This window comes from Pantoea sp. X-Soil-OKNW-556 (genome assembly GCF_059730695.1).
Window position 1 is genome coordinate 4,139,431 of record NZ_AP035990.1, and the last position, 12,800, is coordinate 4,152,230.

Here is a 12,800-nt window from a genome sequence, read left to right on the forward strand (position 1 = left end):
ATCATCCTCAGTTATTATTTGATTTGCAGAGATGTCGGCAGGAAGTTGATTGCAGAGGTAAAGCATTCCTGCCCACCCGGAAAGTATTGACCTTTCCGGGAGAATTGCCAGCTAGCGCGGCAGACGGTCACTAAAGCTAAGAATATGCTGACAAAATGCTTCCGGGTGCGAGATGAATGGCGCATGGGCCGCTTTCTCCATCACCACCGATGGCGATTGTGGCCAGCGCACATCCAGTTCTGCCGCGATACGACGAGGCACCAGTCCGTCCAGATAGCCATACAGGCGCAGGAATGGCAGCTGGAGAGCATCCAGCGACGCACGCAAATCACAGTGACGCAGAATCTCCAGACCGCCTTCCAGTACCGCCACTGACGGCATTGGCTGCGATAACACCACTTCTTTCAGTTGGCGAGCATCCTGGCGCGCGCTTTCCGTTCCCAGCGTCTGCAAAGCCAGAAAACGTTCCACGGTGCGTTGAAAATCATTACTTAATTGCTGCTGAAAGCCATGCAGCGTTTCCGGCTTAATACCGGGCCATTCTTCGCTGGCGGTAAAGCATGGCGACGAAGCCACACTGATCAGCCCCCGAATGGATTCCGGCACCGTAAGCGCCAGTTGACTGGCGACCAGACCACCCAGCGACCAACCCAGCAGCAGGCTGCGTTCCGGCAAATGCTCCACCAGATGCTGTGCCATAGCGGGCAGTGTCATGGCACCAAATCCCTGGCTGCGACCAAAACCCGGTAGATCGACCAGGTGCAAGCGAAAATGCGGACTGAGTCGCGGAATGATGTTTTGCCACACTTCGGCATTCAATCCCCAGCCGTGCAGCAGCACAAGATCGCAATCCCCCGTGCCGGTGGTGTGCCACCAGATCGAACTCATCGGTTATTATCCTGAAAGTGAAAAGGAGGTTGCTATGCTATCAATCCCTGCCCTGTGTTGGCTATGCCGTTTGCCGCTACGCATGGCGCAACACGGTCTGTGCAACGGGTGTTTGCGTCAGTTGCCGGTGTTACCCGAACTTTGCCCACGCTGTGGCCTGCCCGCCCGTGCCGATCAGGTTTGTGGGCGCTGCCTGCAACGACCGCCACCGTGGCAACAACTGATCTGCGTCAGCGGTTATCAACCCCCGCTCAGCCACTGGGTTCATCAGTTGAAGTTTTGCCGCGCTACCGCACTCAGGGTGATGCTGGCGCGGCTACTTTTGCTAAAGTGGTTAGCCATGCGGCGATGTTATGGGCTTCCCCGACCAGATATCATCTTCAGCGTGCCCCTGCATCAGCGTCGCCACTGGCGACGTGGCTACAATCAGGCGTCGCTGTTGGCGCAACCGCTGGCGCGCTGGCTAAGTTGTGACTACAGGGAAGGCATAAGTCGCGTACGTCAGGCTGCGGTGCAGCATGAGCTGAGCGCATCGGCGCGTAAAAAGAACCTGCGCGGCGCGTTTCAGCTTGAAATCCCGGTAGAGGGACGCCATATCCTGCTTATCGACGATGTGGTGACCACCGGCAGTACGGTGGCTGAAATCAGCCGCATGTTGCAGGCCGCAGGCGCGGCCAGCGTACAGATTGGATGCCTTTGCCGTACCTTGTAGAGCGTCGGCGTTGGGCGTATTATAACCAACTAAATTAGTCAACTATTGAGCAATCGCCATGATCCGTATTACTGATGCTGCCCAAGAGCACTTCTCAAAACTTCTGTCAAAACAGGAAGATGGCACCCAGATCCGCGTATTCGTGATTAACCCGGGTACACCAACCGCCGAGTGTGGCGTATCTTACTGCCCGCCCGATGCCGTTGAAGCGACGGATACCGAGCTGAAGTTTGAAAAGCTGTCAGCCTATGTTGACGAGCTGAGCGCCCCTTACCTGGAAGACGCGGAAATTGACTTCGTCACTGACAACCTCGGTTCCCAGCTGACGTTGAAAGCGCCAAACGCCAAAATGCGTAAAGTCTCTGACGATGCGCCAATGGTAGAACGCGTGGAATACCTGTTGCAGGCACAGATCAACCCGCAGCTGGCAGGCCACGGGGGTCGCGTTTCACTGATGGAAATCACCGATGACGGTTACGCCATTCTGCAATTTGGCGGCGGCTGCAACGGTTGTTCGATGATTGACGTGACGCTGAAAGACGGTATCGAGAAAGAGCTGCTGGCAGCCTTCCCGGAACTGAAAGGCGTGCGCGATCTGACCGAGCACCAGCGCGGCGAGCACTCCTACTACTGATTCCCAACGCGCGACCGCGACCCGACGCTGTCGCGCGTTAAACCCGCTTCCTGCCGATACTCACAGCCTTCAGCAATCGTTGCACTTCCCCCTCTGCAAACATCGCCTCCAGCGTGGTACTGAGCTTACGACGCCAGTTAGGATACTGTTCAACTGTGCCTGGCACATTCACCGGTGAGTCCATACCCAACCAATCTTCCGGTTGCAGGCCCAGCAACGCGCTGTCGGTAGCCGTCAGAAAACGGTGCATCGCCAGATTGAGCGCGGGTGACATCCCCCGATTGGCCGCCTGTTTACCGCTGGGTTTGGCTAACGCCCCGGCCTGATGCAATGCATCCAGCAGCGCCTGCTTCTGTTTTTCCCGCTGCTGCTGCAATGACTGCAACACGCTTTCACCAGGATACAACCCGAGCTTATTTCCCAGCAGCAAGTCACCCGCCTCCCAGAATCCGGTCAGGGTTGGCAGATCGTGGGTGCTGGCACTGGCAATTGACTGGCGCGGATACTCCTCTGGCTGACGATAACGCCCATCACGATGTTGCTCAAACCACAACACCTTCCATGAAAAGATGCCGCTGTTGCGCAGCAGGCTGACAATCTCAGCAGGTACCGTACCGAGATCTTCACCAATGACCATGCAACGATGGCGCTGACTTTCCAGCGCAAGGATCGCCAGCAGGTCCTGCACCGGATAAGCGACATAGGCCCCTTTATCCGCCGTCTCACCCCAGGGAATCCACCACAGGCGCAGCAACCCCATCACATGATCGATACGCAACGCGCCGCAATCGCGCATGTTGGCTCGCAGCAGATCGATGAACGGTTGATAGCCGCGCGCACGCATTACATGAGGATCGAGCGGCGGCAGCGACCAGTTTTGCCCGAGTGGACCGAGGCGGTCTGGCGGTGCCCCAACCGACGCACCTAACTTGTAGAGCTGAGGATCCTGCCAGGTTTCTGCACTGCCCTGGGCCACACCGACCGCCAGATCGCGATACAACCCTACCGCCATCCCCAACTGCTGGCTACGCTGCCAGCACTGCGCAAATTGCTGCTGCGCCAGCCACTGCAACCAGCTCCAGAACTGAATCTCGTCCTCATGCTGCATACACCATTGCTGGACCTCGGTCTGCTGCGCATTGCGCCAGCCTTCTGGCCAACCCGTCCAGCCCCACGCCTGTTGATCGTCGGTGTGCCGTTCTGCCTGAATGCCGTCAAACGCGGCCTGGTAGCGCAGGTGCTCGCCCCCCTCCACCACAAACTGCTGAAACGCATCCTGCTGGACGCCATGCCGACGAAATGCCTGCCATGCGAGACGTAGCGCGTGGATTTTCAGCTCTGCCACCGTGCTGTAGTCCACCCATTCGCTGACGCGGGCTTTCTCCAGCATCCGCCGCGTTTTGGCGCTGTTCCACCAGCGCTGCGCCGCGTGGCTTTGCTGGAAATCTGTCAGTTGGCTGACATCGATATACAGCACGTTCAACCAGCGGCGTGAGGTGGGACTATAGGGGCTGGCCATCTCTGGCTGTGCCGGGTAAAGCGCGTGCAGCGGATTGAGCCCAACGAAATCACCCCCCTGTGCCGCCACCTGTTCCAGCATGCGCTCCAGATCGCCAAAATCCCCCATGCCCCAGTTGTGTTCGGAACGCAGGGTATAGAGCTGAACCAGCGCCCCCCAACGTTTTTCACCTTGCTCCAATGGCGCAGGCAGGTAACAACGGCGCGGGGCGAGGATGATACGGGTCTGCCACTGCTGGCGGCCTTTACGCAAGATAAGCTGATGGTAGCCCTGTGGTAACCGGGGAGGCAGCGTCAACGGTTCGCCCCCCTGCACGCTGCCGTGAAATTGCTTACCTTGTTCGGAAATCAACTGCCAGTGGAATTCGCCACTGCCTTGCGGCGTCACTTGGCGCTGCATCCGTCCACTGAATACCTGGACCGGCGGTAACGGCGGTGCTTTGCCCGTTGGCGCGTCCATCATCGCCAACAGCGCCCGCTTGGTGTCATCACTGATGGTTGCAGGCTCGCCGTTGGCATTGATAAAACGCAGTGCGATGCCCGCAGCCTGTGCGGCTTGATCCAACTTGTTCAACGTCATTGCTGCTCCTGAATCGCGTAAGGCACATTCGGTAGCGGCGCGATTTATCGTGCAAAATCAATCAGCGCGATAAATCGCGCCGCTACGAGACGTGCAGGTTTACCGTTTCGCCTGCCAGATGCGTTTCTGGTAATCACGGATAGAGCGATCGGAGCTGAACATCCCATTGCGGGCAGTATTGAGGATGGCCGCTTTGGTCCAGGCTTCCTGATCCTTCCACAGTGCCTCAACGCGCTGTTGCGCCTCGACGTAAGCATCGAAATCGGCCAACACCAGCCAGGGATCGCCGTTTTTCGTCAGGCTGTTTAGCAACAAATCAAAGGCGTGTTTGTCGCCATCGCTGAATTTGCCCTTTTCCAGTTCTTTCAACAGCCCGTCGAGATGTTTATTGGCCTTACGCAGTTTTTTCGGATGGTAACCCTCGGCCTTCAACGCTTTAACCTCATCCACGGTATGACCAAAGATAAAGATATTCTCCTCGCCAACTTCCGCCGCAATCTCAACGTTGGCACCATCCAGCGTACCGATGGTGAGCGCACCATTCAGCGCCAGTTTCATATTGCCGGTGCCGGAAGCTTCATATCCGGCGGTCGAAATCTGTTCGGAGAGATCAGCCGCCGGGATCATCAGTTCAGCGGCGGTAATTCGATAGTCAGGAATAAACACCACCTTCAACTTATCGCCCACCTTCGGGTCGTTATTGACCACCTCAGCGACCTTGTTGATGGCATAGATAATATTTTTTGCCAGGTAATAACCCGGCGCGGCTTTCGCGCCAAACAAGAACACCCTCGGGACAAAGTCAGGATTTTTTGGGTCATCGCGCAGTTGACGGTAGCAATGGAGGATATGCAGCAGGCTGAGATGCTGACGTTTGTATTCGTGCAGGCGTTTGATCTGTACGTCAAACAGCGCCTCGGGATTCACCTGAATGCCGGTCACCTGACGGATGTACTCGGTCAGTTGCTGCTTATTGGCCTGCTTGATTTTGCGGTACTTCTGGCGGAACGCTTTTTTAGCGGCAAAAGGCTCCAGCGCTTTTAGCGCCTCAAGATTGTTGGCCCATTCCACCTGCAATGTCTCGTCAAGCAACGCCGACAACCGTGGGTTACATTGCTGGAGCCAGCGACGCGGGGTGATGCCGTTGGTGACATTATGGAATTTCTTCGGCCAAAGCTGGTGATATTCCGGGAACAGATCTTTCACCACCAACTCGGAATGCAGCGCCGCCACGCCGTTGACGGCGAAGCCACTCACCACACACAAATTGGCCATCCGTACCTGACCCTCCGCAACCACCGCCAGCTTCTGCCACACCGCCTCATCATCCGGCCACTGACGTTGCACCAGTTTCTTCAGACGTCGGTTAATCTCACGGATGATCTGCATATGGCGCGGCAACAAACTGCGCACCAGGCGCTCGTCCCAGCGCTCCAGCGCCTCCGGCATCAGCGTATGGTTGGTATAAGCAAACACGCGGCTGGTGATGTGCCAGGCGTCATCCCAGCTCAGCTGATGTTCGTCCAGCAGCAGGCGCAACATCTCTGGAATCGCAATGGTCGGGTGGGTGTCATTCAGTTGAATCACTTCGTAGTCTGGCAGGTCATGCACCGAACGCCCGGCCAGATGATGCCGCCGCAGAATATCGCCCACCGCGCAGGCACACTGGAAATATTGCTGCATCAGGCGCAGGCGTTTACCTTCCTGATGGTTGTCATTGGGATAGAGCACCTTGGTGAGTTTGGCCGCCTCAATGCCCGACTGCTCCGACTGGAGAAACTTTCCGTCATTGAACAGCGTCAGATCAAACGGGTGATCGCTGGTCGCTTTCCATAACCGCAGCGGTAAGGTCACGCCATTACGATAGCCTACCACCGGCAAATCCCAGGCTTCCCCTTTTAACCAGAAAGCGGGCTGCCAGTACCAACCGCCGTTTTCCGTTTTCTCAACTTTGCCGCCAATACCGACCTGCACATCATGCGCTGCGTTATGGCGAAACCACGGGTAGCGATCGCGCTGCCAGTCATCCGGCGCTTCTTTTTGCTGGCCATCATCAAACGACTGACGAAACAGGCCATATTGATAATTAAGGCCATGCCCCATCGCCGCCTGACCTACGGTGGCCATTGAATCCATATAGCAAGCGGCTAAACGTCCCAGCCCACCGTTACCGAGCGCCGGATCGACCTCTTCTTCCAGTAACTCGCTTAACGAAACCTGATAAGTCGCCAGCGCTTCCTGCACCTCCTGATACCAGCCGAGATTCATCAGGTTGTTGCCGGTCAGACGGCCAATCAGAAATTCCATCGACAGATAATTAACATGGCGCTGGCCTTTGCGTGGTGTCAGTGGGGGTTGCGTCGCCAGCAGCTCCGCCAGCGCAGCGCTTAGCGCCTGCCACCATTGATGCGGCGTCATTTGTTGTGCTGAAGAAAGTCCAAGATATTGCCACTGGCGGGTAAGTGCGGCGTCAAAACGCGCTTTATTGAATTTTTGTTGCGACATATCAATCCCTTCCGAGTCCGGTAACGGTGAAGCGAAATTGGGGAGCGCATGGCCGGATGCTGGCCTGAATGGATAAGTAAAGACGGGTCAGGGGAAAAAAGCGACAGAAAAACAAGGCGGGAGAGAAAAAAACCCGCCTCGTGCAGATTTAGCAGAGTTCGAGTTGTACTTCGTGTTGCTCAATCACCTTCATCACGCTGGCAGGTGGCGTGAGGTCGGTATACAGATAGTCGATCAGGCTCATGTTGCCCAGGTTCACCATCGCGTTGCGACCAAATTTTGAGTGATCCACCACCAGCATCACGCAACGCGAGTTTTCAATGATCGCGCGCTTGGTGCGAACTTCGTGGTAGTCGAACTCCAGCAACGAGCCATCCATATCAATACCGCTGATACCAAGAATGCCGTAATCCAGGCGGAACTGGGAGATAAAGTCGAGGGTGGCTTCCCCCATAATGCCGCCATCGCGGGTACGCACTTCGCCACCGGCAATGATGACGCGGAAATCCGGTTTCGCCATCAGCAGCATCGCGACGTTGAGGTTGTTGGTGACGACACGCAGATTGCTATGATTGAGCAACGCATGCGCCACTGCTTCAGGCGTGGTGCCAATATCGATAAATAATGTCGCCCCATCGGGGATCTGGCTGGCAACGCGCTCGGCAATACGCGCTTTTTCAGCCGACCACATCATTTTTCGGTCCTGCCAGGCGGTATTTTCCGAGCTGGAGGGTAGCGCTGCACCGCCGTGATGACGCTGAATTTTGTTTTGATCGGCCAGATCGTTCAAATCGCGCCTGATGGTCTGTGGGCTGACTTCAAAGTGATCCACCAGCTCTTCCGTGCTGACATATCCCTGACGCCGGACCAGATCGATAATGGCGTCATGACGTTGCGTCTGCTTCACATCTCTCTCCTGTTCACGGCTTGATGCCGCGTTTTTCTTCTTCTGGTATTAACGGCGCACCACTTTCTTACGCGTATCAACAAACGCCATCGCTAACCCAACCAGCAGGCCGGTAACGTGTGCCGCATTGGCAATCGACAGACCAAATGCGCCGTACCAGCCAATAATCAACCACACAATAGCGAACCCCATCAAACCGCGCTCGAGATAAATACCACTTTCGGGATCGCGCTCGCCTCGCAACCAGCAATAACCCATCAACGCATACACCACGCCAGATAAACCGCCAAACAGCACGCCGCTAAATTTAGCCTGCATCCAGCCGGTAAGTAGCGCGGAAATGAGCATGATGACAAATAACTTGCCGCTCCCGAGACGCTTTTCGACTGCCCCGCCGAGATACCACCACCACATCAGGTTGAACAAAATATGCAGCAGGGAAAAATGCAGCAGCGCATGACTGAACCAGCGCCACACCTGGAAATATTGCTGCGGCCCATCAGGCCAGCCCAACCAGCCAAGCAGGGTTTCATCACCGAAAATCTGCATCAGGATAAACACCGCGACACAGGCCATCATCATGCTCATGGTGAGCGGGCCTGCGCGTTCGCGAATGTTCGCCCAAATATGGCTTCGCTCATAACGCAGCCCACTTTCCGTGCTGCCGGTATGCCAGCTGGCGGCCTGATAACGTGGATGGTTGGGATCACGCACGAACTGCGCGAGTTCGTTTTCGACCATATCCAGCTTGCTTTCGTCTTCCAACAGAATGACAAAATGGCTTTCACGTTCAATCGTTAACCTGACGCCACGCGTCGCCATATAGTCCACAAACGCCTGGGCCATGCGCGGATTATTGAACTGGGTAATGCGCATCATGCGGTGCTCTCCGTACCTTTATCAAAAGGCTCACATCGTACCAGTTGTCACCTGAGCCGGAAACGCCGCACGCCAGGCGTCAAATCCCCCATCAATACTGTAGGCCGCACTAAACCCTTGTCCCAGCAGGAACTGCGCGGCACCTTTGCTGCTATTGCCGTGGTAGCACATCACCAGCACTGGCAGGTCATGATTGGCCTGGCTGATAAAATCGGCGAGGTTGTCATTCGACAGGTGTAGCGCACCTGCGGCATGGCCCAGAGAGAAGCTTTGCGGATCGCGGATGTCCACCAGCTGCGCACCTTGTGTCAGATGCTCCTGAGCCTGTAGGACGTTAATACATTCGAAGGTTTCCATGGTTTCTCTCATCACATCGTCACAATTAACGCCTAGTTTACCCTGAGTTGCGAGCGCCATAACCTGATAAAGCATGTGGCTTTGTGTTTTTTTTCCTGCCGGAATGTTAGCTGTATCACGCAAAGATGTTTTTATTAGGTTAACCGCTGGCATCAATGTTGGTTTCCGATTATTATTATGCTCGAAAACGAACATTTAAGAACGATTCCGAACATCGGAGGAGATGACGTGGAAACCAAAGACCTGATCGTTATCGGCGGCGGCATCAACGGTGCCGGCATTGCAGTGGACGCTGCAGGACGCGGACTGTCGGTGCTAATGCTGGAGGCGCGGGATTTGGCCTGTGCAACCTCCTCTGCCAGTTCCAAACTCATTCACGGTGGCCTGCGCTACCTTGAACACTACGAATTTCGCCTGGTGGGCGAAGCGTTGGCGGAGCGTGAAGTGCTGCTGAAAATGGCACCGCATATTGCTTTCCCGATGCGCTTTCGTCTGCCACACCGCCCGCATTTACGCCCGGCTTGGATGATCCGCATGGGCTTGTTTATGTATGACCATCTCGGCAAACGCACCAGCCTGCCGGGTAGCAAAAGTCTGCGTTTTGGCGCGGATTCGGCACTTAAGTCTGAAATCACGCGCGGATTCGAATATTCCGACTGCTGGGTGGATGATGCGCGCATGGTGGTGCTCAATGCTCAGGAAGTGGTGAAACAAGGTGGCGAAGTACGCACCCGTACCCGCGTAACCCGTGCCTGGCGTGAGGCTGGCCTGTGGATGGTGGAAGCCGAAGACATTGATACCGGCAAAACCTACACCTGGCGCGCCAAAGGGCTGGTGAATGCTGCTGGTCCGTGGGTTAAACAGTTCTTTGACGACGGCCTGAAACTGAAATCGCCTTATGGCATCCGTCTGATCAAAGGCAGCCATATTGTGGTGCCGCGCGTACATCGTGAAAAACAGGCCTATATCCTGCAAAACGAAGATCATCGTATCGTGTTTGTCATTCCGTGGATGGATGAGTTCTCAATCATCGGTACCACAGACGTCGAATATAAAGGCGACCCGAAAGACGTGAAGATCGACGATAACGAAATCAACTATTTGCTGAAGGTGTATAACGCGCACTTCAAAAAACAGCTGACGCAGGAAGATATCGTCTGGACCTATTCCGGTGTACGTCCGTTGTGTGACGACGAATCCGATTCACCGCAGGCCATCACCCGCGATTACACGCTGGATGTCCATGACGATAATGGTCAGGCTCCGCTGCTGTCGGTATTTGGCGGCAAGCTGACCACCTACCGTAAGCTGGCGGAACACGCGCTGGAAAAACTGGCGAAGTATTATCCGAACGCTGGCCCGGCCTGGACCAAAAATGCGGTGCTGCCGGGAGGCAATATCGCCGGTTCGCGCGAAGATTACGCCGCCAGCCTGCGTCGCCGCTATCCATTTATCAGCGAAGGTATGGCGCGTCATTATGCCCGCACCTTTGGCAGCAACACCGAAGTGTTGCTGGAAGGTGCACAGAGTCTGGAAGATCTCGGCGAGAATTTCGGTCATGAGTTTTATGAGGCCGAACTGCGTTATCTGGTGAAACACGAATGGGTGTATGAACTGGATGATGCCATCTGGCGTCGTACCAAACAGGGGATGTGGCTGAGCGACGCCGAGCAGGCGCGCATTCGCGAATGGTTGGCAACTCACCGCCAGAAACCGACGCTGTCGCTGGCATCCTAAGCCGTAAAGTCAGATAACAGGCCGTAACCCTCTCCAGGGTTACGGCCTTTTTTTGCGCTTTAAATCGCGCTGGTGCAGTCTGTAGCGGCACGATTCATCGCGCTGGCGCAGTCTGTAGCGGCGCGATTCATCGCGCGTTTTTACCTTAAAGACCGGTATTCTCGCGAATATATTTCCGCGCTTTCACCGCATATTCAAACGGGTTAGCCAGCGCCGGGTCCTGTTCCGCTTCCACCACCATCCAGCCTTTATAGCCGAAATCATCGAGGATTTTGAACACCGGTTGGAAATCGATGACGCCATCGCCCGGCACAGTAAAGGTGCCTTTCTTCACGCCATCGAGGAACGACAACGAATTCGCGCGCACTTCCGCCACCACGCTGTCGCGCACGTCCTTCAGATGCACATGGAAAATGCGTGGCAGGTATGTGGTCAGCACATCCAGCATCGCCTGTTGCGAACCTTCTGAGTAGTAGATGTGGCCGGTGTCGTACAGCAAGCCAACATTCTCATTGGTCGACGCCATAAAGCGGTCGATTTCCGCCGGGGTCTGAATCGCCGTGCCCATATGGTGATGCAGACACACACGCATCCCTTTCTTTGCCGCAATCTCCGCCAGCTCGTTATAGCCTTCGGCTGTCAGACGCCACTCTTCATCGCTAAAAATTGGCTTCTGCTCCAGAACCGGCAAGCTGGTGCCCTGAATACTTTTGCTCTGCTCGGAGCAACCAATCACGCGCGCCCCCATAGCATGCAGGAAGTTCATATGGTTGGTGAATTCGTCGATAGTTTTCGCTTTATCGCCATTAGCGAAGAAGGTACTAAACCAGGCGTTACAGATCTGAATGCCGCGAATATCCAGCATGGGTTTCAGCACCGCCGGATCGCGCGGGTATTTGCTACCCACTTCGCTACCGGTAAAGCCCGCCAGCGCCATTTCGCTGACCGTCTGCTGGAAGGTGTTTTCGCTGCCCAGTTCCGGCATGTCATCGTTGGTCCAGCCAATCGGCGCAATCGCCAGTTTTACATTGTCTTTGTTCATGGGAAGCCCTGATTATTTGTTGTAGAAAGTCGGACGCGGTGGCATTTCAACCGCTTCGATAGCCCCGCTGTTCTGCGCTTTCAGACAGGCATCCGCCGCCACTGAGGCCGCAAAACCATCCCAGGCAGAAGGCCCGGTCAGTTGGCCGGCTTTCACATCATTGATAAACGCCTGCAACTCCACGTCGTAAGCCTCGATAAAACGATCTTTCCAGTCAGTCAGAATGGCGTTGCCAAGACGGGCGTTTTTACGCATCTGAATCGCTGAAGGTTCCGGCAGTTTCGCAATGCCCTCTTCCCCCACCACCTCGCACTGGATGTCGTAGCCGTACGCACAGTTCACAAAGATTTCCACGTCGATGCGGATCCCTTTCTGCGTTTCAAACAACACGATTTGCGGATCTTTCAGCTTCGCATGCGTTTTCGAGGTCACGCGCGGGAACACCACCTGCACCGTTTTGTAGTCGTCTTCCGTCAACCAGCGCAGCACGTCCAGCTCATGAATCAGGGTATTGGTAATGGCCATGTCGGTGGTGTAGTTCTCGCCAACGCTCTGGTTGCGATGCGCGCAGTGCAGCATCAGTGGCTCGCCGATTTCACCGTCGGTGATGACCTTTTTCAGTGCGCGGTAACCAGCATCATAAGGGCGCATAAACCCGACCTGGACCAGGCGTTTGCCGTGTTTGATTTCTGCATCGACAATGCGGCGACAACCCTCGGCGCTCAGTGCCAGCGGCTTTTCACAAAACACCGGTTTGCCCGCAGCAATCGCCGCGAGGGTAAATTCTTCATGTGTCGGATCCCATGAAGTGACCAGCACCGCATCAACTTCTGGCGAGTTGATCACCTGATGACCATCCTGATAAACCTCGGCATCAATATTCAGACGTTGCAGCGCAGCACGCGCGCCTTCCACATTAATATCTGAAACCGCCACCACCTTCGCACCCTGTAGCACATTGTTGCAGCGGCGGATATGTTCCTGACCAATTGCACCGGTACCGATAACACCGAGTTTGAGCGTCATAATTACACCTGTAGA

General features: G+C 55.5%; 11 protein-coding genes. 3 read left to right on the forward strand and 8 right to left on the reverse strand.

Going from position 1 to position 12,800, the window contains the following annotated elements; translation table 11 throughout:
* Positions 1-111: 111 nt before the first annotated feature.
* The gene (gene bioH, locus AC6I8T_RS19340; RefSeq protein ID WP_208724320.1) at positions 112-888 is read right to left on the reverse strand and encodes a pimeloyl-ACP methyl ester esterase BioH; all 777 of its coding nucleotides are present in this window, start codon (positions 886-888) and stop codon (positions 112-114) included.
* Positions 889-922: 34 nt separating this feature from the next.
* Between bioH and gntX the strand changes: the two genes are divergently transcribed.
* Both gntX and nfuA read left to right on the forward strand, forming a co-directional pair.
* Positions 923-1,600: a DNA utilization protein GntX gene (gene gntX / locus AC6I8T_RS19345; protein WP_208724321.1), complete on the forward strand. Its 678-nt coding sequence runs from the start codon at positions 923-925 to the stop codon at positions 1,598-1,600.
* A 58-nt stretch (positions 1,601-1,658) separates the two neighbouring features.
* A complete protein-coding gene (gene nfuA, locus AC6I8T_RS19350; RefSeq protein ID WP_013510835.1) occupies positions 1,659-2,234 on the forward strand; it encodes a Fe-S biogenesis protein NfuA in 576 nt (191 codons plus the stop codon).
* 37 nt (positions 2,235-2,271) lie between these two features.
* On the opposite strand, the gene malQ is transcribed toward nfuA, so the two are convergent.
* The 5 genes from malQ to glpE all read right to left on the reverse strand — a co-directional run bounded on the left by malQ (position 2,272) and on the right by glpE (position 8,980).
* Positions 2,272-4,332: a 4-alpha-glucanotransferase gene (gene malQ / locus AC6I8T_RS19355; protein WP_497834243.1), complete on the reverse strand. Its 2,061-nt coding sequence runs from the start codon at positions 4,330-4,332 to the stop codon at positions 2,272-2,274.
* A gap of 99 nt (positions 4,333-4,431) precedes the next feature.
* The gene (gene malP / locus AC6I8T_RS19360; protein ID WP_208724323.1) at positions 4,432-6,837 is read right to left on the reverse strand and encodes a maltodextrin phosphorylase; all 2,406 of its coding nucleotides are present in this window, start codon (positions 6,835-6,837) and stop codon (positions 4,432-4,434) included.
* A gap of 148 nt (positions 6,838-6,985) precedes the next feature.
* Positions 6,986-7,744, reverse strand: a complete 759-nt coding sequence (locus AC6I8T_RS19365) for a DeoR/GlpR family transcriptional regulator (RefSeq protein ID WP_013510838.1) — start codon at positions 7,742-7,744, stop codon at positions 6,986-6,988.
* A 48-nt stretch (positions 7,745-7,792) separates the two neighbouring features.
* Entirely contained in the window at positions 7,793-8,620 is an 828-nt protein-coding gene (gene glpG / locus AC6I8T_RS19370; protein WP_497834315.1) for a rhomboid family intramembrane serine protease GlpG, read from the reverse strand.
* A gap of 33 nt (positions 8,621-8,653) precedes the next feature.
* Complete coding sequence (gene glpE, locus AC6I8T_RS19375) at positions 8,654-8,980, reverse strand: thiosulfate sulfurtransferase GlpE (protein WP_021184866.1); 327 nt, start codon at positions 8,978-8,980, stop codon at positions 8,654-8,656.
* A 228-nt stretch (positions 8,981-9,208) separates the two neighbouring features.
* On the opposite strand from glpE, the gene glpD reads away from it, so the two are divergent.
* Positions 9,209-10,717 carry a glycerol-3-phosphate dehydrogenase gene (glpD, locus tag AC6I8T_RS19380; protein WP_021184867.1) on the forward strand — a complete coding sequence of 503 codons (1,509 nt, stop codon included), beginning with the start codon at positions 9,209-9,211 and terminating at the stop codon, positions 10,715-10,717.
* Between the two features lie 145 nt (positions 10,718-10,862).
* On the opposite strand, the gene iolE is transcribed toward glpD, so the two are convergent.
* Complete coding sequence (gene iolE / locus AC6I8T_RS19385) at positions 10,863-11,759, reverse strand: myo-inosose-2 dehydratase (protein WP_021184869.1); 897 nt, start codon at positions 11,757-11,759, stop codon at positions 10,863-10,865.
* Between the two features lie 12 nt (positions 11,760-11,771).
* Positions 11,772-12,785, reverse strand: a complete 1,014-nt coding sequence (gene iolG / locus AC6I8T_RS19390; protein ID WP_021184870.1) for a bifunctional inositol 2-dehydrogenase/D-chiro-inositol 1-dehydrogenase — start codon at positions 12,783-12,785, stop codon at positions 11,772-11,774.
* Positions 12,786-12,800: the final 15 nt, after the last annotated feature.